The organism is Dyella sp. C11 (assembly GCF_003121485.1).
Lineage (GTDB): Bacteria > Pseudomonadota > Gammaproteobacteria > Xanthomonadales > Rhodanobacteraceae > Dyella.
Genome location: NZ_QAVX01000002.1, coordinates 360,110 through 381,439, shown reverse-complemented (window position 1 = coordinate 381,439; position 21,330 = coordinate 360,110). Strand labels below are relative to the sequence as shown.

General features: G+C 64.8%; 19 protein-coding genes. 10 read left to right on the top strand and 9 right to left on the bottom strand.

Annotated elements, in window-relative coordinates:
• Positions 1 to 65 precede the first annotated feature (65 nt).
• Positions 66 to 1,463, top strand: coding sequence for an amidase (locus DK366_RS04020; RefSeq protein ID WP_109124215.1), 1,398 nt, complete (start codon positions 66 to 68; stop codon positions 1,461 to 1,463).
• Positions 1,464 to 1,474: 11 nt separating this feature from the next.
• Positions 1,475 to 2,101 carry an alpha-ketoglutarate-dependent dioxygenase AlkB gene (locus tag DK366_RS04015; protein ID WP_109124214.1) on the top strand — a complete coding sequence of 209 codons (627 nt, stop codon included), beginning with the start codon at positions 1,475 to 1,477 and terminating at the stop codon, positions 2,099 to 2,101.
• Positions 2,102 to 2,448: 347 nt separating this feature from the next.
• On the opposite strand, the gene DK366_RS04010 is transcribed toward DK366_RS04015, so the two are convergent.
• From DK366_RS04010 to DK366_RS03995, 4 genes are read right to left on the bottom strand one after another with little or no spacing between them, the layout of a single operon-like run.
• Entirely contained in the window at positions 2,449 to 3,072 is a 624-nt protein-coding gene (locus DK366_RS04010) for an ABC-type transport auxiliary lipoprotein family protein (protein ID WP_109124213.1), read from the bottom strand.
• A complete protein-coding gene (locus DK366_RS04005; protein ID WP_109124212.1) occupies positions 3,069 to 4,007 on the bottom strand; it encodes an MlaD family protein in 939 nt (312 codons plus the stop codon). Before DK366_RS04005 ends, DK366_RS04010 begins: the two co-directional genes overlap by 4 nt.
• Before the next feature lies 1 nt (position 4,008).
• Entirely contained in the window at positions 4,009 to 4,824 is an 816-nt protein-coding gene (locus DK366_RS04000; protein ID WP_255412549.1) for an ABC transporter ATP-binding protein, read from the bottom strand.
• Positions 4,821 to 5,954 (bottom strand): ABC transporter permease, encoded by a 1,134-nt coding sequence (locus DK366_RS03995; protein WP_198651407.1) that lies wholly within the window; start codon positions 5,952 to 5,954, stop codon positions 4,821 to 4,823. Before DK366_RS03995 ends, DK366_RS04000 begins: the two co-directional genes overlap by 4 nt.
• A 203-nt stretch (positions 5,955 to 6,157) precedes the next feature.
• On the opposite strand from DK366_RS03995, the gene cysD reads away from it, so the two are divergent.
• From cysD to DK366_RS03965, 6 genes are all read left to right on the top strand, one after another.
• Entirely contained in the window at positions 6,158 to 7,060 is a 903-nt protein-coding gene (cysD, locus tag DK366_RS03990; protein WP_109124210.1) for a sulfate adenylyltransferase subunit CysD, read from the top strand.
• Positions 7,060 to 8,943: a sulfate adenylyltransferase subunit CysN gene (cysN, locus tag DK366_RS03985; protein WP_109124209.1), complete on the top strand. Its 1,884-nt coding sequence runs from the start codon at positions 7,060 to 7,062 to the stop codon at positions 8,941 to 8,943. Before cysD ends, cysN begins: the two co-directional genes overlap by 1 nt.
• Positions 8,944 to 9,149: 206 nt before the next feature.
• Positions 9,150 to 10,250, top strand: a complete 1,101-nt coding sequence (gene gcvT, locus DK366_RS03980) for a glycine cleavage system aminomethyltransferase GcvT (protein ID WP_109124208.1) — start codon at positions 9,150 to 9,152, stop codon at positions 10,248 to 10,250.
• 103 nt (positions 10,251 to 10,353) lie between these two features.
• Positions 10,354 to 10,749, top strand: coding sequence for a glycine cleavage system protein GcvH (gcvH, locus tag DK366_RS03975; protein ID WP_109124207.1), 396 nt, complete (start codon positions 10,354 to 10,356; stop codon positions 10,747 to 10,749).
• 624 nt (positions 10,750 to 11,373) lie between these two features.
• Positions 11,374 to 11,955 (top strand): met regulon transcriptional regulator MetJ, encoded by a 582-nt coding sequence (gene metJ / locus DK366_RS21675; RefSeq protein WP_109124206.1) that lies wholly within the window; start codon positions 11,374 to 11,376, stop codon positions 11,953 to 11,955.
• A gap of 335 nt (positions 11,956 to 12,290) precedes the next feature.
• A complete protein-coding gene (locus tag DK366_RS03965; protein WP_109124205.1) occupies positions 12,291 to 13,340 on the top strand; it encodes an energy transducer TonB in 1,050 nt (349 codons plus the stop codon).
• Positions 13,341 to 13,436: 96 nt separating this feature from the next.
• Here DK366_RS03965 and DK366_RS03960 read toward each other — a convergent pair whose 3' ends face one another.
• On the bottom strand, positions 13,437 to 14,735 hold the full coding sequence (locus tag DK366_RS03960; protein WP_109124204.1) for a serine hydrolase domain-containing protein: 1,299 nt from the start codon (positions 14,733 to 14,735) through the stop codon (positions 13,437 to 13,439).
• Between the two features lie 152 nt (positions 14,736 to 14,887).
• On the bottom strand, positions 14,888 to 16,489 hold the full coding sequence (locus DK366_RS03955) for a choline dehydrogenase (protein ID WP_232820890.1): 1,602 nt from the start codon (positions 16,487 to 16,489) through the stop codon (positions 14,888 to 14,890).
• Positions 16,490 to 16,558: 69 nt separating this feature from the next.
• Here DK366_RS03955 and DK366_RS03950 point away from each other — a divergent pair, with 69 nt between their 5' ends.
• Positions 16,559 to 17,893, top strand: a complete 1,335-nt coding sequence (locus DK366_RS03950) for an MFS transporter (RefSeq protein ID WP_255412546.1) — start codon at positions 16,559 to 16,561, stop codon at positions 17,891 to 17,893.
• A 7-nt stretch (positions 17,894 to 17,900) separates the two neighbouring features.
• On the opposite strand, the gene DK366_RS03945 is transcribed toward DK366_RS03950, so the two are convergent.
• The 3 genes from DK366_RS03945 to mtgA all read right to left on the bottom strand — a co-directional run bounded on the left by DK366_RS03945 (position 17,901) and on the right by mtgA (position 20,162).
• Positions 17,901 to 18,329, bottom strand: coding sequence for a CBS domain-containing protein (locus DK366_RS03945; protein WP_109124202.1), 429 nt, complete (start codon positions 18,327 to 18,329; stop codon positions 17,901 to 17,903).
• 87 nt (positions 18,330 to 18,416) lie between these two features.
• Positions 18,417 to 19,355, bottom strand: coding sequence for a glycosyltransferase family 2 protein (locus DK366_RS03940; RefSeq protein ID WP_109124201.1), 939 nt, complete (start codon positions 19,353 to 19,355; stop codon positions 18,417 to 18,419).
• 66 nt (positions 19,356 to 19,421) lie between these two features.
• Entirely contained in the window at positions 19,422 to 20,162 is a 741-nt protein-coding gene (gene mtgA / locus DK366_RS03935; RefSeq protein ID WP_109124200.1) for a monofunctional biosynthetic peptidoglycan transglycosylase, read from the bottom strand.
• Positions 20,163 to 20,293: 131 nt separating this feature from the next.
• On the opposite strand from mtgA, the gene DK366_RS03930 reads away from it, so the two are divergent.
• The gene (locus DK366_RS03930) at positions 20,294 to 21,193 is read left to right on the top strand and encodes an Hsp33 family molecular chaperone HslO (protein ID WP_109124199.1); all 900 of its coding nucleotides are present in this window, start codon (positions 20,294 to 20,296) and stop codon (positions 21,191 to 21,193) included.
• Positions 21,194 to 21,330 lie beyond the last annotated feature (137 nt).

Genomic DNA, 21,330 nt, shown 5'->3' with positions numbered 1-21,330 from the left:
CTTGCAAAGCCTTCATGTGCAGTAGTGATAATCCCTCCCAGAGCGAACCAGGGAAGAAAAAAAGCATGAATGCGCAACCTCCGATCAGCGAACTCGATCTGCGTCGCGCCACCATGTGCCAGCTGTTGCACTGGCTGGCGGTGGAGCGCGTCCAGCCACAGGCGCTGGCCGAGACGTACCTGGAGGCCATCGAACGCCTCAACCCCGAAATCAACGCCTATGTCAGCCTGAGTTCGGCGATGCTGCAGGAGCAGGCTCTTGCAGCGCAGCATCGGCGACGCGATGGCGTGATCGGCCGGCTCGACGGCATTCCCATCGCCTTGAAGGACAACTTCGACGTGGCCGGCTGGCCCACCGGTGCGGGCCTGGCGGGGCGGCGCAAACCGGTGACGGATGACGCCCATGTGGTATCGCGCCTGCGTGCCTCCGGCGCGGTGCTGGTGGGCAAGACCAACATGGATGAAGGCGCGCTGGGCGCGGTCACCGACAACCCGCATTACGGTGCAACGCACAACCCGCTGCGCCATGGCTACACGGCGGGTGGTTCATCGGGTGGTGCGGCGGCGGCCGTGGCTGCGGGCCTGGCCGTGGCGGCGGTGGGTTCGGACAGCCTGGGTTCCATTCGCATCCCGGCGAGCTATTGCGGCGTCTATGCGCTCAAGCCGACGCATGGAGAGATATCCGCCCGCGGCATGGTGCCCGCGGCACGGCGCCTGGACACCGTGGGCCTGATCGCACGCAGTGCCGATGACCTCACCGTGCTGTTGCAGGTGTTGGCCGGCTACGACGCCGACGATGCGCGCTCGCGTCGCCGTCGCGTGGCGTTGTCGCCGCCGGACTGGGAACCGGGCCGACTGCGCGCAGGCTTCCTGCCCGACCTTTCCGCCGTGGGTGTGCATCCGGATGTCATTGCCGTGTTCGAAGCCGCGTTGGCCAAGTGGCCGCGCGAGTTGGGCGAGCGTCGCACGGTCGATTTCGCCGACTGGGATTTCGCGCGCACGCGTCGCGCCGGCCTGTTGCTGATGGAAGCGGAAATGCTGGGCACGTTCGCCAAGGACCTGGCCGATACCGACCATCGCGTGTCGGAACATTTCCGCCGTTTGCTCAGCTATGCCGCCGGCAAGAGCGCGGCGGATTACGCGTGCGCCGACCGCGTGCTCGATGCCGCCACGCTCAAGATGCGGCGCCTGTTCGCGCAGATCGACGTTCTCGTGCTGCCGACCACGCCGCAGGGTGCGTTCCCGCTCGATGGCCCGGTGCCCGATTCGCAGGCCGACCTCACCAGTTTTGCCAGCCTGGCGGGATGCCCTGCGGTGAACATTCCCATGGGTTACCTGCCGGACGGCATGCCGATTGGTCTGCAACTGGTGGGTGCGCGCGGTTCGGACCTGCGGTTGCTCGAACTGGCCTCGGTGTGTGCGGCGACCCTCGACGTCGAACCGGCATTCCCGGCCATTCGCTGACAAGGCGCCGCGTGGGACTGTTCGATCAGACCTCCGCCGGCTGGCAGCCGTTGCGGTTGCCCGGCGGTGAGCTGTCGCTGTGGCCGCAATGGCTCGACGGCGACGAAGCCGACGTTTTGCTTGCCGAGCTGCGGGCGTCTATTCCCTGGGAAGTCCACCGCATCCGCGTCTTTGGCCGCGAGGTGGATTCGCCCCGTCTGAGTTGCTGGATCGGTGATGCGGAAGCCAGCTACGTGTATTCACGCACGCGCTTTGAACCGCATCCGTGGACGCCCGCGCTGGCCGCACTGCGTGACCGCGTGGCGATTGCCTGTGATGCGCGCTTCAACAGCGTGCTGGCCAATCTCTATCGCGACGGACGTGATTCGATGGGTTGGCACAGTGACAACGAGCCGGAGCTGGGCAAGCAGCCGGTGATTGCATCGCTGAGCCTGGGTGCCGTGCGGCGTTTTCGGCTGAAGCCACGCGCGGGTGCGGCGCGCCATGATGTGATGGGTATCGAGCTGGGTCACGGCAGTCTGCTGCGCATGGCGGGCGATACGCAGCGGCTTTATGTGCACGATCTACCGAAGACGTCGTCGGCGGTTGGGCCTCGGCTCAATTTGACGTTTCGTTGGGTGGATGCGGCGAGGTGGTAGGTTTTCGAGAGGCGAGGGCGCAGAGCTTTCAAGGCAAGGTCTCGCTTTCCCTCGTCTGGCGATGCCATGGCGCTGGATTTTCGTAGTGCGGCCTCATGTCCCCTCACCGTCATTCCGGCGAAGGCCGGAATCCAGAGACTTTCATGCAGTCCAGAACAAAGTCACTGGATTCCGGCCTTCGCCGGAATGACGGTGAGGGAATGTAGACGGTTAGGGAATATAGACGGTTAGGGAGGGCAGGCAGTGGGCTCGCGGAGGTGTTGACGAAGCCAAAGCAATGAGCAAGTTCGCGTGAAGGAGCCGGCACCGTGCCTGCACGCCCATGACTTGTGCCGCCCCCGCATCACTCAATGCCTCGCCGCTTCCCGCCCCTCCAGCGGCTGCTGCAACGTCCACGCCACCACCTGTGCAGCGAGTGCATCGGATGCCTGCCCAAAGGCCGTCACCACCTGCGGCACGGCCGTTCCCGATACCGGCTGTGAAATGTCGAAGCGTTTGGTTGCCACGATTGCCAGCCCGTTGTTGCGCACCAGCCGCGCGTCGTAGCGGATCACCACCACGGGCTGCCCGTTCTCATAGACCGACTGGAACGCGCGCAGGTCGCCGGACAGCGAGTAATCCGCCTGCAGGCTGCTGTCGTCGGTGCTGATGGCAGCGATACGGCCGTTGTCGCGGAATGCATCGACCAGGCGGTTGCGCAGCAGCGTGGTCGCCGAATCGGTCCAGCGCGCGCCCTTGTAGACGGTCACGGTGTCGCCCTGCGGAAGCACGGTGATGCGTGAGCTGTCGATCATGCGTTCGGCGTTGGGCGAGTCCACGCGCAGCGACCACGCCACCGCCGACGCGCTGTCACGCGGCAGTGGTGTTTCGGGCAGGCGATAGATGTCCTGAGGCTCCGACTTGGGCAGCACCGAGCAGGCGCCGAGCAGCGCGAGTGCCACGACGGCGGAGAGACGAATGGGCAACCTCATGGCTCAAACTCCTTGCTGCGTTCGCGGCCGAGCAGAAAGCCCGCCGGGTTGTCGTCGAGACGTCGCGAGATGCCGCGCAGCGAACCGGCGGCGTCGCGCAGTTCGCGCACGGCCGGCCCCAGTTCGCTGAAGCCCTGCAGGCCGCCGTTGATGGCGGCGCGGTTGTCGCTGAGCATGCGGTCGATATCCGCGGTGGAGCGTTCAAGCGAGGCCATTGCATTGCGCGCGCTGTCCAGCGTGGCGCGCCCCTGGTTGTCGACAAGACCGTTGGCGCTGCTGATGAGCTGATCGGTCTTGGCCAGCGTTTCGTTGGCCTGCTTGCTGGCCAGCGCCAGTTGCTGCAGCAGCTGGCGGATGTCGTCGCGCTCGCCGGCAATGGCGCCCGTTGCCTGATCCAGATGCTCCAGCGTGCGGCTGATGTGCTCCGTGTTTTCGGTGGACAGCAACATGTTGGCCTTGGCCACCACTTCGTTGATGTTGGTGACCAGGTCTTCGCCGTTGGCAAGGATGCGACTGAGTGGCGAGGGATCGGCCACGATCACCGGCAGCTGGCCATCCTTCGATTCCAGTGCGGGGCTTGCCGGCGAGCCGCCGCTGAGCTGGATGATGGAGAGGCCGGTCACGCCGGTCAGGGTGAGCTTGGCATGCGTGTCCTGCTTCACTGGCGTGTCGCCGCCCACGCGAATGCGGGCCAGCACCTTGCGCGGATCCTGCGGATCGAGCTTCAGCTGGACCACGTCGCCGACCTTGATGCCGTTGTATTGCACGGCGCTGCCCTGGGAGAGCCCGCTCACCGCTTCGTTGAACACCACCTGGTATTCGGCGAACTGGCGATCCGAGCTGGACTTGGCCAGCCACAGCGCGAACAGCAGGGCGGCACCGACCACGATCACCGTGAACAGGCCTATGAGTACGTGATGGGCACGCGTTTCCATGTCACTGCACCTCGGGGGATGAATCGCGCTCGTGCGCTTCTTCGGCGGCACGACCGCGCGGGCCGTGGAAATAGGCTTGCACCCACGGATCGGGGTATTCGGCTACCTCGTCGAGCGGGCCTACCACCAGCACCTTCTTCTGCGAGAGCACGGCCACGCGATCGCAGATGGTGTAAAGCGTGTCCAGGTCGTGCGTGACGAGGAAAACCGTCAGGCCCAGGGCGTCGCGCAGGGTCAGGATCAACTGGTCGAACGCCGCTGCGCCGATGGGGTCGAGGCCGGCGGTGGGTTCGTCCAGGAAAAGGATTTCCGGATCGAGCGACAGCGCGCGGGCCAGCGCCGCGCGCTTGACCATGCCGCCGGAAAGTTCGGAGGGATATTTGGCTTCGGTGCCCACCGGCAATCCGGCAAGCGCGAGCTTCACGCTGCCCAGCTGCTGCGCATCCGAACGCGAGAGGCCGGCATGCTCGATCAGCGGCATCGCCACGTTCTCCACCACGTTGAGCGAGGAGAACAGCGCGCCGTTCTGGAACAGCACGCCGAAGCGGCGCTCCAGGCGCGAGCGTTGTTCGGGTGGCAGGGCGAGCAGATCCTGGCCGAAGACGCGGACCTGTCCCGACGTGGGGCGCTGCAATCCCACGATGCTGCGCAGGAGCACGGATTTGCCCGTGCCCGATCCACCGACCACGCCCAGGATTTCGCCGCGGTGCACGTCCAGATCCAGATGCTCGTGCACCGTCTGCGTGCCGAAGCGGTTCACGAGGTCGCGAACCTCGATGACATTGGTTGCCGGTTGCGGCTTGGCCACGGCGTTCACCAGCCCATCTCCATATAGAACAGCGCGGCGACGGCATCGAGCAGGATCACCACGAAGATCGACTGCACCACGCTCGAAGTGGTGTGTTCACCCACCGATTCGGCGCTGCCGGTGACCTTGAAGCCTTCCAGGCATCCGATGACCGCGATGAGGAAAGCGAACACGGGCGCCTTGGCAATGCCGACCAGAAAGTGGCGTACGCCGATATCCGTCTTGACCAGATTGATGAACATCACCGGCGGGATGCCCAGCACCAGCGCACACACCAGGCCGCCGCCGATCAGGCCGGCGATCATGGCGAGAAAGGTGAGCATGGGCATCGAGGCGAGCATGGCGAGCACGCGCGGCAGCACCAGCAATTCCATCGGGTCGAGGCCCAATGCACGAATGGCGTCGATTTCCTCGTTCGCCTTCATCGAGCCGATTTGCGCCGTGACCGCGCTGGCGGTGCGGCCGGCCAGCAGGATGGCGGTACGCAGCACGGCGAATTCGCGCAGGAAGGACAACGCGACCAGGTCCACCGTGTAGATGGTGGCGCCGAAATCGGCCAACACGGTCGAGCCGAGGAAGGCCCCCACCGCGCCGACCATGAAGGTGAGCAGCACCACGATGGGCACCGCATCCAGGCCGGTTTCCTCCATGTGCGCCACCAGCGAGGTGACGCGCCAGCGGCGGGGGCGCCAGACGGTCTGCGCCAGCGTCTGCAGCGTCAGGCCGACAAAACCCAGCAGCTGTATCTGCTGGTGCCAGATGTGTTCCATCGCGGCGCCGATGCGCGCGAGCACGTCGGTCACGCTGTTGTGGCGGGGCGAGACCTTCGGTTGCACATGGCCGGCCATGGCCTTGCCGACGGTCTGCAGCAGGGCGCGCTGTGCCGGCGGCAGGGTGGGGTCATCCGTGGCCAGGTCGCCCAGTCGCGCTGCGCCGAGCAAGCCCGCCAGCAGCGCCGCGCCAGCGGTGTCCAGCGCGCCAAGTGCGCTCAGGTCGATGGGTGTCTGGCTGTCCAGCCGGCTCTTCAGGCCGTTGACCACGCGCTCCAGCGCAGCGTAGTGAGGCAACGTCCAGTCGCCAGCCACGCGCAGGCGTGGGGGCTGGGCCGTGGCATCGAGTTGTGCGCTTCCTGTCGCCATCGATGTGCTCATGGGGCGGGATAGTAGTGGAGTCTTACGTGGCTCAGGTGACGAAATGATGGTGAGTCATCGGTGGGCGACCTGAAGCGTTTCCTTACGCTCTGCGGCCCGTGGCGCTGTCCGGGCCGCGATTTTCCGCTAGATTGATCCATCGACCGCGTGCTTCCAGGCACCCGGCACACCTGAAACCAGTGGCACCAAGCATGACTTCCATGTCCCATCTGGACGCCCTCGAAGCCGAGAGCATCCACATTTTTCGTGAAACCGCCGCGGCGTTCGAGCGCCCGGTGATGCTGTATTCCATCGGCAAGGATTCCTCCGTCCTGCTGCATCTGCTGCGCAAGGCGTTCTATCCGGCGCGGCCGCCGATGCCGCTGCTGCACGTGGATACCACCTGGAAATTCCGCGAGATGATCGCGTTCCGCGAGCAGGTGGCGGCCGATGGCGACGTCGAGGTGCTGGTCCACATCAACGAAGACGGCGTGCGCCAGGGCATCTCGCCGCTCACGCATGGCTCGGCCGTGCACACCGACGTGATGAAGACCGTGGCGCTGAAGCAGGCGCTGGACAAGTACGCTTTCGATGCCGCCATTGGCGGCGCCCGTCGTGACGAGGAGAAGTCCCGCGCCAAGGAGCGCGTGTTCTCGTTCCGCAACGCGCAGCATCGCTGGGACCCAAAGCAGCAACGACCGGAGCTGTGGCACACCTTCAACACGCAGATCCAGAAGGGCGAGAGCGTGCGCGTGTTCCCGCTGTCCAACTGGACGGAAATGGACGTGTGGCACTACATCCGCCGCGAAGGCATTCCGGTGGTGCCGCTGTATTTCGCCAAGCCGCGTCCGGTGGTGGAGCGCGAGGGCGCCCTGATCATGGTCGACGACGAGCGCTTCACCTTGCGTGAGGGTGAAAAGGTGGAAATGCGCGACGTGCGTTTCCGCACGCTGGGCTGCTACCCGCTCACGGGTGCGGTGGAATCCACGGCGGACACGCTGGACAAGATCATCGACGAGATGGCTGCATCGCGCAGTTCCGAGCGACAAGGCCGGGTGATCGACAACGACGGCAATGCCTCGATGGAGCGCAAGAAGCAGGAGGGCTACTTCTGATGGCCGCCGTGGACGTCATCCCGACCGTCTCGGAAGAGACCAACCTGCTTCGCTTCATTACCTGTGGCAGCGTCGACGACGGCAAGAGCACCTTGCTGGGTCGCCTGCTCTACGACGCCGGCATGGTGCCTGAAGACCAGCTCGCCGCCCTGGCACGCGACAGCCGCAAGCTGCATGCCGATGCGCCGGACGCACTGGATTTCTCCCTGCTCACCGATGGCCTCGACGCCGAGCGCCAGCAGGGCATCACCATCGACGTGGCATACCGCTACTTCCATACGTCGCGACGCAGCTTCATCGTGGCGGACTGCCCCGGGCACGAGCAGTACACCCGCAACATGGCCACGGGCGCCTCCACGGCGCAGCTGGCGGTGGTGCTGGTGGATGCGCGCAAGGGCCTGCTGCCGCAGACGCGCCGGCACAGTTACATCTGCGCCCTCATGGGCATCCGCCAGGTGGTGCTGGCGGTGAACAAGATGGACCTGGTCGATTGCCGCGAGGACATCTACGCAGCCATCGCCCATGAGTACCGTGAACTCGCCGTGCAGCTGGGCATCACCACGGTGCACTGCCTGCCGGTGGTGGCGCCCACGGGCGACAACGTAGGCAAGCCGTCGACGCGCATGCCCTGGTACCAGGGCCCCACGCTGGTGGAGCTGCTGGAGGCGGCCGACACTGCCGTCGCGCAGGGTGTGGATTTCCGGATGCCGGTCCAGTGGGTGAACCGACCGGATGCATCGTTCCGCGGTTACGCAGGCACGATCTGCGGCGGCAAGCTCGCGGTGGGCGCGGAAGTGGTGGTGCAACCCGCCATGCGCCGGGCGCGGGTCGAGCGCATCGTGACGGCGGACGGTGATCTCCAGGAGGCGACGGTCGGGCAGGCGGTGACGCTGACGCTGGATCGCGAGATCGACGTGAGCCGAGGCGACGTGATCGCCGACGCACTGCGTCCCGCGCCGGTGGCCGATCAGTTCGCCGCGCACATCCTGTGGATGGGCGATGAACCCCTGCTGCCGAATCGCGCCTACTGGCTGAAGATCGGGTCGCGCACGGTGAATGCGCGCGTCACCTCGATCAAGCACAAGGTGGATGTGAATACCCAGGCCGAGCTGGCGGCCCGCCGCCTCGACCTCAACGAGGTGGGTTACTGCAACATCGATCTCGACCATGCCATTGCGTTCGAGTCATACGAGGCCAACCGCACGCTGGGTGCATTCATCCTGATCGATCGCACCACGAATGCCACGGTCGGTTGCGGCATGCTCGATTTCGCGCTGCGTCGTGCCACCAACGTGCACTGGCAGCACACTGACCTCAACAAGGACGCGCGCAGCGTCAGCAAGGGCCAGCAGCCGCGCTGCCTGTGGTTCACCGGTCTTTCCGGCGCGGGCAAGTCGACCATCGCCAACCTCGTCGAGCGCCGCCTGCATTCGCTCGGTTATCACACCTATATGCTGGACGGGGACAACCTGCGGCACGGCCTCAATAAAGATCTGGGCTTCACGCCCGAGGCTCGCGTGGAGAACGTGCGTCGCGTCGCCGAGGTTGCCCACCTGATGGTCGATGCCGGCCTGATCGTGCTGGTATGCGTCATCTCGCCCTTCCAGAGCGAACGCCGCTTCGCCCGCAGCCTGTTTGGCCAGGGCGAGTTCGTCGAGGTGTTCGTGGATACGACGCTGGAAGAGTGCGAACGGCGCGATCCAAAGGGTCTTTACCGCAAGGCGCGCGCGGGTGAAATCCTCACCTTCACCGGCATCGATTCACCTTACGAAGTACCCGATGACGCCGAGCTGCGCCTGCGCACCTCGGGCCTGCGTCCCGAGCAGTTGGCCGAACAAGTGGTGGAACAGCTCCTTTCGGGGCAGACGGACTCCAGGCACTAAACGTTCACCGCGGGCGATCAGGCGCCGCTCCGGTAGCATGGGGCGGCGCATTCGTCCTTGCGACAAGACAGCCCGCTCGCCTCGCACATGCTGCGCCGCACGATGCTGTTGCGATACGCCAACGCACGGTAAGTGCGCATTCCGCTTGGCTTGGAATGTATCGGCGCGGCCGGCGATAATGGTCCTTTCCCCAAGGCACCACTGCGATGACCGAGAAGACCGTACTCAATGAAACCCATCGTGCGCTCGGCGCGCGCATGGTCGATTTCGGCGGCTGGGACATGCCGATCAACTACGGCTCGCAGATCGAGGAACACCATGTCGTTCGCCGCGACGCCGGCATGTTCGACGTGTCGCACATGACCGTGGTGGACCTGCACGGCGCCCGCACGCGCGAATTCCTGCGCCACCTGCTCGCCAACAGCGTCGACAAGCTGAAGGTGCAGGGCAAGGCGCTGTACTCGTGCATGCTCAACGAGCAGGGCGGCGTCATCGACGACCTGATCGTCTACTTCCTGGGCGAAGAGTTCTTCCGCCTGGTGGTGAATGCCGCCACCCGCGAGAAAGACCTTGCGTGGATCGAAAAGCAGGCCAAGGCCTTCGGTGTCGAGGTGAAGGAGCGTCCCGACTTCGCCATGATCGCCGTGCAGGGTCCCAACGCCCGCAGCAAGGTCATCGGCCTGCTGGCCGAGGTTGATCACGAGCGCATCAAGAAGCTCGGCAAGTTCGCCGCCGCCGCTGCGCAGGGCCCGCATGGCATGCCGCTGTTCGTGGCGCGCACGGGCTACACGGGTGAAGACGGTTTCGAAATCATCGTGCCGCAGGAACACGCCGTGGCGCTGTGGCAGGCACTCGCCGATGCGGGCGTTGCGCCGGCCGGCCTGGGCGCGCGCGACACGCTGCGCCTGGAAGCGGGCATGAATCTCTACGGCCAGGACATGGACGACACGGTGTCACCGTGGGAAGCCAACCTCGGCTGGACCATCGCACTCGACGAAGGCCGTGACTTCATCGGCCGCAAGGCGCTCGAGGCGCAGAAGGCGGAAGGTGTAAAGCGCGTGATGGTCGGCCTGGTGCTCGACGACAAGGGCGTGCTGCGTCACGGCCAGGTCGTGCTGACCGCGAACGGCAACGGCGAAATCCTTTCCGGCAGCTTCGCGCCGACCCTTGGCAAGGCCGTGGCGTTTGCACGCATTCCCACCGGCGAGGCGGGCGACGTGCGCGTGGATATCCGCGGCAAGGAAGTGCCCGTGCGCCTGGTCAAATATCCCTTCGTGCGCGACGGCCAGCCCTGCGAAGGCATCTGACCTCAGCTTTCATCGCACGCGGGCGAGGCCCGTGTTGCCCATCCTTTGAAGCGGATAGAATTGCCGCTCCATCCACGACCCACATCAACGACTGGATCTGATCATGAGCGAGATTCCCGGCGATCTGAAATTCCTCAAGTCCCACGAGTGGGCCCGCGTCGAAGACGATGGCCTGGTTCGCGTGGGCATCTCCGACCATGCCCAGGGCCAGCTCGGTGACCTGGTTTACGTCGAACTGCCGGAGATCGGCGCGAGCGTGCAGGCGGGTCACGGCGTGGCCGTGGTCGAATCGGTCAAGGCCGCTTCCGACATCTACAGCCCGGTGTCCGGCGAGATCGTTGCCGTCAACGAAACGTTGAACGACAAGCCCGAAACCATCAACGAAGACGCCTTCGGCGATGGCTGGATCTTCCTGGTTCGTGCCAGCGACCGCGGCGAGCTCAACGAGCTGCTCGACGCTGATGCCTATGCCGACCTGGTCGAGAACGAAGACCACTAAGCATTTGCCGCTTGCTTTACCCGACGCCGGCCGCCCGCAGCGGCCGGCGTCTTTTTTGAGTGACGTCCAGGCGATTTTCGTCTTTCGACAGGGCGAACGCAGGGGTGAACGCGGCGACGTTTTTCGTGTTCCCTCATTCGCCATCCAGGCGGATGGATGGCCAGCGGAAGGTTCTTCCGCATCGACCTCGGTACGGCGATCGGACCCGCTTCGATGCCTTCGACGGTCGTCGGGGAGGGCCGAAGCGGTCGTTCGGGCGGGTGTCCCGAAAAAATAAATTCAGTCGTGTTTCGTTCATCCTGGAGGCTGCGTCCGGCCACCCCTCCGCATGTCATTGATGTGTCTGGCCTTGTGAGACGCGGATGAACGGAAATTTTTGGCTAATAAAACCAAAACACCTTGTTTTAAGCGGTTTTATTGCTATCGAGATAATGGAAAAGGCATTTCATTCTGGGCGTATGGACGTCCAAATGAAAATGCACAAAAACCCCTGAAAGGCCTTGTGTGACGGGGGTTTGGACCCTCCCCAGGGTGGATGAAACGGATTGATTTCATGGTTAAAATCAATTGACAGCTGAAATCTTCAGGAATAGCTTTCGCATCGGAACACGGAGAACGGGTGCCATGGCAACATCGAAATTCATCAAGCCTTATGTCGAGCACGGAGAAAAGGCCGGCGCAGTACGCAAGATCACGGTCTCGATTCCCTTGCACATCCTGAGGCCTCTGTCTGACGAACGCACCCGTCGTCAGGTGAACAATCTTCGGCACGCCACGAACAGCGATCTGCTGGTTGAGGCGTTCCTACACGCTTTTACTGGGCAACCACTGCCAACTGATGAGGAGCTGAGACGAACTATGGCCACTGCCAAGAAAGCCACTGCAAAGAAGGCCGCCAAGAAGGCGACCAAGAAAGCCGCCGTGAAGAAGACCGCGGCTAAGAAGACCGCTGCCAAGAAGCCGGTCGCCCGCAAGCCGGCCGCCAAGAAGGCTGCCGCCAAGAAGGTTGCCAAGAAGGCTGTTGCTAAGAAGCGCCCGGCTGCTGCCAAGAAGGCTGCCGTGAAGAAGGTCGCGACCAAGAAGGTTGCGAAGAAGGCTGCTAAGAAGCGCACCGTGAAGAAGGCTGCTGCTGCCAAGGTCGTCAAGGCGACCAAGGCTGCTAAGGCTCCCAAGGCCAAGGCTGCCAAGGCTGCCAAGGCTAAGTAAGCTTTACTGCTTTACTCTTAATAAGAAGCAAGAACGACTTTTCTCCCCGCGGTGCCCAGCGTGGGGAGAGTCCTTCGAAAGAGCGATTCGTCCCGGCCCTTGCCGGGACGCTTCGTTTCCGGGGTTCGGAAATTTTGGAGTAAGAAAATTTCCTACCGTCGACGGCCCTGCGTCAGCGATTGAGTGTGTGGGCTGACACTGCGCGGTGTGCGGTTCGTCTCCGACACGTTGAGTGATTTGCCGTAGTGCTGCATTACGGTTACCTTTCTCCCATCCGCGCCGCGGCCGCCCGGGGAGGGTGGACGCATCATGGATGCACAGGGGGAAGAGAGCTCATGGGTACCCGAAACACACATCATGCGCGTCGTCACGCGCATGGGGCCATTCGGCCCGCCGCCATCGCCATCATTGCTGTCGTTGCCGTTCTTGCCGCAGCGTCGTGGTTCCTCATCATCAAGCCGCACCAGGATCTGGTCGACTCCGAGGCCGGATCGCATCCGTCCACGCCGGTAAAGGCAGGTGCGGAAAAAGCACCGCCGCCGCCGGTCAACGTGGCCGCGATGAGCATGAACCAGCTGCTCGCCGAAGCGCGCAAGGCCGTGAACGAGCAGCGCCTGCTGGCGCCGGCCGGCAACAACGCCTTCGAGTTCTACCTGGAAGTGCTGGAGAAGCAGCCCGGTAACCAGGTGGCCACCGACGCACTGCGTGAAACCTTCCCGGTGGGTGCCAGCGTGGCCGAGCAGGCGATCAACCAGCGCGACTTCAACGAAGCACAGCGCCAGATCGATCTGCTGGCGAAAGCCGACCCCGCCAACTACACGCTGACCATCCTGCGTTCCAAGCTCGATGCCCAACGCAAGCTGCAGGATCGCGAACAGCAGCTGGCATCGGACAAGGAGAGGCAGGCGCAGCAACAGGTAGCCGCGCAGAAGGCGGCGGCTGACAAGGCCGATGCAGACCGCGTCGCCGCGGAAGCACAGCAGAAGGCGCAGGCTGACCAGCGTGCGGCGCAGGCCCGCGCAGCCCAGCAGCAACAGGCGACGGAAGCCGCTCGCCAGCAGGCTGCCACCAACACGGCGAGCACTGGCAATGCGTCGACGGCAAACGCTGCAGGCACCCATCCGGCGGTGCTCCTGCGCAACGTGCCGCCGCGTTACCCGACCACGGCCGTGCGCGCCAACCAGGAAGGCTGGGTGGAAGTGACCTTTACCATCACGCCGGAAGGCACGGTGGACGATGTGAAGGTGGTGGATGCCGAGCCGCGACACGTGTTCGATCGCGCTGCGACCGAAGCCGTGAGCCGCTGGAAATTCCAGCCGGCGACGCAGGATGGCAACCCGGTGCCTTCGCAGGACAAGCGCCGCATCGTGTTCAAGCTCAACTGACGTACGGCCTTCCGCGTAGCTGCGGAAGGCCACCAACTAAAAAAGCGCCGCATGGAAACATGCGGCGCTTTTTTCATGGGAACGGATGCAGGGTGGTCAGCCGCCGCTGTTGCGCGCCGTCGCCGCGTTCCTGCCTTTCCGGTGTGGCTTTCCCTTGGGCGCTGTGACCGGCGGTGCATCGCTTTCGATGCCGGCCCAGTCCACGTGGGGCAGGCCGAGCAGGCTGTCGAACACCATCGGCAGCAGGCCGGCGGGCAGCGGGTCGGCGGAGTTCCACATCATCACCAGGCCGACGTGGTACTTCGGCAGGAAACCGATCATGGTGCGGTAGCCCTCCACGGCGCCGGCATGGAAGATCATCGTTTCGCCTTCGTAGTCGAACACGCGCCAGCCCAGCGCATACGAGGCATCCTCCAGGCGTGCACGGCGCCAGGGCGCCGAATGCATCTCGATGGGGGTGGCTACCTCAGGCGTGTGCAGCGTGGTCAGCAGGGAGGCCGGCAAGACGTCTGGACGGCCACCCATCTGGGCGATCAACCACTGCTCCATGTCCTTGAGGCTCGCGTTGACACCGGCCGCCGGCGCCACGCGGTAATAGGCTTCCTTGGGTTCAAACGGAATCCAGCCGTTGCTGCCGGGACGATGCGGGCGCGCCCAGCTCTTGCTCGCCTCCAGTCCTTCGCGTCCGTAGCTGGCGGTCTTCATGCCCAGCGGGAAGAAAATGTTCTTGTCGACCTGGCGCGTGAAGAAGTCGCCCGTCTGCGCATAGACCACATCGCCGATCAGGCTGAAGGCGATGTTCTGGTAGCCATAGCACTGCCCCACGTCGCAGGTGAGGGTGACCTCGTCGAGCCGGCGCACCAGCTCTTCGTAGGGCACGTTCTCTTCCAGCATGCTGTCGTAGGTGTTCTTGGGCAGGCCGACGCGTTGGCCAAGGATGTCGCGTACCGTGGCCTGCTGCGCCGCGTTGTCGCTCTTGAGATGGAAGAACGGGAGCACGGCGGCGAGCTTCGTATCCCACGATAGCTTGCCTTCATCCACCAGCACGCCGGTGAGCGCGGTGGCGAACGCCTTGGAAAGCGAGGCCAGGCGAAACACTGTTTCGGGCGTGACGGGTTCGCGCGTGCTGGCGTCGGCATAGCCGATGGTGTCCTCGAACACGACCTTGTTGTCGGCGACCACGGCAGTGGCCAGGCCAGCGACCACGTTGCGCTGGTCCACGCGTGCGAGCCACTGCTGATAGGACGCCAGCGTGTCCTTCATGCGATCGGCGGGCACGCCTTGCAGCGCTACGGGCGGCGCTGCGGCGGGAGACGCGGGCGCGCGCGCGGCAGCAGGCAACCCGGTCAGGGCGAGTGCGGCGGCGATGAGCATGGGGAGCGTGCGAAACATCATGGGGTTCGAGTGCGTTGGGCGCCCCAGAAGCGGGCGGGAAAACAGCTCGGGAAGAGCCAGGCCTGAGTAATGCGAGCCGGTCCATCCATGACGACCGGCGGAGCGTAGCGCAGGGGCGCGGGAAAATCCGCTGTTCGTACGGCGGATGGACGTTAAGCCTGTGACAGCGCAACCGGGGCTGGGGTTTCATTCAGGATCAGCGCGCTGGCCCGCTCGGCAATCATGATCACCGGCGCGTTGGTGTTGCCGCTGGGCAGGCTGGGCATCACCGAAGCATCCACCACGCGCAAATTTTCCACGCCGCGTACACGCAGTTCGCTGTCGACCGGCGCCTGGGCGTCGCTGCCCATGCGGCAGGTGCCGACGGGGTGATAGATCGTCTCTGCCTTGCGCCGGATGAAGTCGGTGTACTCGGCGTCGCTGCTGATTGCCTGTTCGGGAAACACGGGTTTGCCGCGGTAGGCATCGAAGGCCGCCTGGGAAAGCAGTTCGCGCGACAGGCGTGCGCCTTCGATCATCCGCTTGAGGTCGTGGCCGTCCTCGTCACCCAGGTAGTTGGCGTGGATGGCGATGGGCTCGGCGGGATCGGTCGAGCGCAATCGAAGACGACCGCGGCTACGCGGGTGCAGATAGCACGCATGCACCGTGTATCCGTAGCCCGGCAGGCGGTGCTTCCCGTGATCGTCGAGCAACGCTGGAACGAAATGGAACTGCAGGTCGCAGCGCTCGTCGGTTGCCAGGCGGCTGCGGACGAATCCGCCGGCCTCGGCCACGTTGGACGTGCCCGGACCATCGCGATGCCGCAGGAAGCGCCAGCCGGCGGCGAGTTCGTTGAGGTGGTCGTAGGTGATCTTCTGCGTGCTGCCATCGAGCGTGCAGATGTCCAGGTGATCCTGCAGGTTGCCGCCCACGTCGGGGTGGTCGGCGTGGACGGCGATGCCGTGGTCGCGCAGGTGATCGGCGGGCCCGACGCCCGACAGCATCAGCAGCTGCGGCGTGTTCACCGCACCGCCCGCCAGGATCACTTCGCCCGCTTCGATGACGTCACGATGGCCATGCAGCTGCACGCCGACAGCGCGGCCCTGGGCGATCACCACGCGCGCCACCAGCGCACCGGTACGCACCTCCAGGTTCGAACGTTCCCGCACGGGTCGCAGATAGGCAGCCGCGGTGGAGCAGCGCTGCCCGTTGCGCTGGGTGACCTGGTAGAAGCCGAAGCCATCCTGCGTCGATCCGTTGAAGTCGTCGTTGCGCGCAAAGCCTGCGCTCGCCGCACTGTCGATGAACAGCTGGGACAGCGGATTGCAGTAGCGCAGATCGCTCACGCCGAGTGGACCGCCGCTGCCATGCAGCGTGCTGGCGCCGCGGGTGTTGTCCTCGCTGCGCAGGAACCAGGGCAACACCTGCGCCCATGACCAGCGTGCGTCGCCCGTGGCTTGCGCCCAGCGATCGTAATCACCGGGCACGCCGCGGATGTAGCACATGGCATTGATGGAACTGGAGCCGCCCAGCGTCTTTCCACGCGGCCACCACAGGCTGCGCCCATGCAACTGCGCCTGGGGCTCCGTGCGGTAATTCCAGTTGAGCCGACGATTGTTGGCCAGGCGCGCAATGCCTGCCGGCATGTGGATAAGCGGATGCCAGTCGGATGGACCCGCTTCCAGCAACAGCACGCGTTGACCGCTGGCGCTGAGCCGGTTGGCGAGCACGCAGCCGGCGGACCCGGCGCCTACGATGATGGTGTCGTACGTCAAACTGCTTCCCCTCAGCTGGGCCGTCATATCGCCATGCTAGTCTGTAGGGGACCCACGCTGGAAACGCCGGTGAATACCCCCCGACTTGCCACGGCGAACGAAGGCCGCACCACGATCCTCGCGACGGTGGCCTTCTTCTTCGTGCTGATGGCCTATTACATCGTCCGCGCCTTGCGCGAACAACTTGGCGGCGCGGTCGGCTCCAAGAACCTGTGGCTGTTCTACGCCATCACGTTCGTCGTGATGCTGATACTCACGCCCATCTTCGGTGCCATGGTGGCGCGCTTTCCGCGCAAACGGCTGATCGGCTACAGCTACAGCTTTTTCATCGCCTGCATGCTGGCCTTCGTGCCGGCCTTCGTGATGCAGGACCGCATCGGCGCCCTGGCGTTGGGCTCGGTGTTCTACGTCTGGCTGAGCGTGTTCAACCTGTTCGTGGTGTCGCTGTTCTGGAGCCTGATGGCGGACATCTTCCAGAGCGCGCAGGCCAAGCGCGTGTTTCCCATCATCGCGCTGGGCGGCATGGGCGGTGCCATCTGCGGGCCATCGCTGGGCAAGCTGCTGCTCGGCTTCATCGGCATGCCGCCCCTGCTTGTCGTATCGGCGGGAGCGCTGCTGGTTGCGCTGGGGTTGTTGCTGACGCTCTCCACGAACCACGACCACTGCGCCACAGGGGCGCATGAAGAAGTTATCGGCGGTTCGCTCTGGGCGGGCATCAAGGAGCTTTGGACGCGGCCGTTCCTGCGCTACATGGCCGTGCTGATGGTGCTGGGCGATGGCATTGGCACGCTGGCTTATGCGCTGATGGCTGACTACACCAACGTCCACTATCCCCAGAGCGCGGCGCGCACGGATTTCTATTTCGACCTGGATCTGGCCACCAACATCCTCGGTGCCGTGCTGCAACTCACCGTGACGCGCTGGCTGCTGGTGCGCAGGGGCGCGGGCTGGGCGTTGGTTACCGCGTCGCTGGTCAACCTGCTGTTGCTGCTGCTGGTGGTGGTGCTGGGCGTCGGGAAGGTCAGCGTCTTCGGCATTGCCGCCGTGCCCATGCTGGCAGTGATGATGGTGGGCTCACGCGGCTTCGCCTACGGCATGACCAAGCCCGCCACTGATTCGCTCTACACCCGCGTGCCGCGCGAGACGCGCTACAAGGGCAAGAATTTCGTGGAGACGGCGATCTGGCGCTTCGGCGACCTGGTGGTCACCAGTGGCGTCAAATGGCTGGGTGCGCTGGGTATGGCCGCTACAGGCATGGCCGCCATTGGCGCAGGTGTTTCCGTGGTTGCTACTTGGGTTTCCTCACGCGTATCACGCTCGCCGGACCTGCTGCCAGAGACGAGCGCCAACGCGCAGGCGGGCGCCGATAAGGGCCAGCGGCAAGCGGATGCCGCTGGCGCCTGAGTCACGTTCAGCTGGTGATGTAACGCTGCAGCTGCTCGATCTGCTCGGCCTGCGCGTCGATCACTTCCTTCACCAGGTCGCCAATCGAAATCACGCCTACCACGCGCTCGCCGCTCACCACCGGCAGGTGGCGGATGCGGCTGTCGGTGCACAGGCGCATGCAGTCGAACACGTCGGTATCCGGGCCCACCGTCAGCGCCGGGCTGCTCATGATTTCGGAGACGGCGGTCTGTGCCGAGGAGCGACCCTGCAGGATCACCTTCCGCGCATAGTCGCGTTCGGAAACGATGCCCACCAGCCTGTCGTCGCGCATCACCAGCAACGCGCCCACGCGGCGCTCCGCCATGTGCTTGATCGCTTCGAGTACGGGCGTGTCCGGTGCGATGCTGAAGACGTCCGTGCCCTTGCTCTCCAGCAAATGCTTGACCTGTCGCATGCTTGAACCTCCTGCCAGTGAGGATGGAAGCGCAGGGTGGCAGTCTACCGCCGCCGTGCCCACAGGGTGTTGGCCCGGTGTGAAGCGTTACCGTTTGGCGCGGGCCGAGCGACGTTCTTCGATGAAATAGAGCGGCCGCTGCTTGCTCTCGGCGTAGTTGCGACCCAGGTACTCGCCGATCACGCCCAGGGCCAGCAACTGCACGCCGCCCATGAACAGGATGACCACCATCAGCGACGGGTAACCGTGCACCGGGTCGCCGAAGAACAGCGCCTTGCCGAACACCCATGCGCCGTAAAGGAACGCCAACAGCGACGCCAGTACGCCCACCCATGTCGCCAGCCGCAAGGGCGCCGTGGAGAACGAGGTGAAGCCCTCGATGGCCAGCTGCAGCAGGCGCCAGTAGTTCCATTTGGTGGTGCCGGCCTGGCGCGGCTCACGCAGGTAGTAGACGGCCGTTTGCCGATAACCGATCCAGGTAAACAGGCCCTTCATGAAGCGCTGGCGCTCGCGCAGCTGGCGCAACGCATCCAGCGCGCGGCGCGACAACAGGCGAAAGTCGCCGGTGTCGCGCGGCACGCGCGTGTCGGACACGCGTTCCATGCTGCGGTAGAACAGGGCCGAGGTGAAACGCTTGAAACCGGTTTCGCCCTCGCGGGCGGTGCGGGTGGCGTAGACGACGTCGAAACCCTCGCGCCAACGCTCCACCAGCGAAGGGATCAGCTCGGGCGGATCCTGCAGGTCGGCATCGATGACCACGGCGGCATCGGCATCCACGTGATCCAGGCCTGCCGTCAGGGCGGCCTCCTTGCCAAAGTTGCGCGAGAGCTTGAGCGCGCTTGTGCGGGCGTCACGCGCGGCGAGGTCTTCGATCAGCTGCCAGGTGTTGTCGCTGCTGCCGTCGTCGATGTACAGCACTTCGCAGTCCAGCGGGAGCTCGTCGAGCACGCGGCCAAGCCGGGCGTGGAAGATTTCCAGAACGGCTGCCTCGTTGTAGGCAGGCACGACGACGGTAAGGCGTGGCATGGCAGCGGCGGATTTCCCCGGAAAGTCGGCAAATGCTAGTGCACGCGCGATGACACGGCGAGGGTATCAACGGCGACGCGTATCACGCGGCGCCTGTCGGGCCTGCAAATAAGCCGGACCGCCCAGCTGCCCCATCTGCTGCTGGATCCAGTTGGCACGGCTCTGCACGTACGCGGTGGGGTGGTCGGCGTGGAAGCGCCGGGGGCTGGGCAGCACGGCGGCCAGGCGTGCCGCCTGTGCGGCGCTGAGTCGTGCCGGCGGGGTGTGGAAGAACGCATCGCTCGCCGCGCCCACGCCATAGATGCCGTCACCCAGCTCGGCAATGTTCATGTACACCTCAAGGATGCGCTGCTTGGGCCAGGTCAGCTCGATCAGCACGGTGAAATAGGCTTCCAGGCCTTTGCGAACGAAGCTGCGGCCGTTCCACAGGAACAGGTTCTTCGCCGTCTGCTGGCTGATCGTGCTGGCACCGCGCAAACGACGGCCTTCATCCGCCGCGTCCATCGCCAGCTGGATGGAATCGAAGTCGAAGCCATGATGGAACGGGAATTTCTGGTCTTCACCCGCCACCATGGCCAGCGGCACGTAAGGCGACACGTCATTCCACGACACCCAGCGATGCTGCAGTCGGAAGTCTTTCTCGCCGCGGATGAGCGCGCCGGCCTGGCGCTCCAGCATGGTCGCCGCGGTCCGCGGCGGCACGAACCGAAGGATCAGCACCGCCAGCCAGCTGACGGCCAGCCAGACAATGGCGAACAGGGCAATGAGACGGAGCAGGCGAACGGCGAGCGGGCGTCGTGAAGTCATGGCGGCGCTTGAACAGGATTGGCGGCAGTATAGGAGGCGCCACCCCCGTCCCCGAAAGCCTGCAACGGCGGTTGTTGTGCCCGGATGCAGGCGCCCCCATGTAGGGGGATTGCTCTTGAGAGGTCCCTTCCGTGGAAACCGTGCTTGTCGAAGATGTGCTGCATCGTTTCATGCTCGAGCGCGCCGGCGTGCGCGGCGTGCTTGTGCGTCTTGGCCCGGCGTGGCGAGAAGTCGCCGGCCGTGCCGCCTATCCCGGAGCGCTGCGCTCCGTGCTTGGCCAGACGCTGGCCGCCAGCGCGCTGCTGACGGGCAACATCAAGCTTGATGGCGCGCTTTCGGTGGAACTGAAGAGCAGCGGCCCGCTGCGGCTGTTGTTCGCCGAATGCACCGACCAGGGCCGCCTGCGCGGTCTGGCGCGCTGGAACGATCCGCTGCCCGAGACGCTCGATCTGGCTGCCATGCCGGACGCCATCATGGCGATCACCATCGGCAACGCCGAGCGTGGCCAGCGTTATCAGGGCCTGGTGGATTTGCAGCATCCGGATCTTGCCTCCGCGCTGGAGAACTATTTCGGCCAGTCCGAGCAGCTGCCGGCGCGTATCGTGCTGGCTGCCGACGGCGAGCATGCGGTCGGCCTGATGCTCCAGAAGCTGCCTGACGAAGGTGGCCACGATGCCGTTGAAGACGAAGACGCCTGGACGCGCATCCAGCACCTTACCGCCACGTTGAGTGCGCAAGAGTTGCTGGCCACGCCGCCGGAGCAGTTGCTGTATCGCCTCTATCACGAGGAATCCGTGCGCCTGTTCGATCCCCGACCGCTGGCGTTCGGTTGCAGCTGCACGCGTGAGCGCGTGGAGGCTGTGCTGCGCTCGCTGGGTCGCGATGAAGTGGAAGCGGCGTTGGAAGCACGCGAAGGCGAGATCGAAGTGATCTGCGAATTCTGCGCGCAGCGCTACACGTTCGATCGCATCGATGCGGAGCACTTGCTGAGCGTGAGCCCGGGCGCGACGGCACCGCATACGGCGCAGTAACGACGTTGCGCTACTGTGAAAAAAAGCCGGCGCTGAGAAGCGTCGGCTTTTTTCTTGCCCGTCATTCCGGCGCAGGCCGGAGGTGCTTCTCAACAGCCGAAAGGCTGGTCATTCAGTCTCGTCGATGTCAGCTCGTC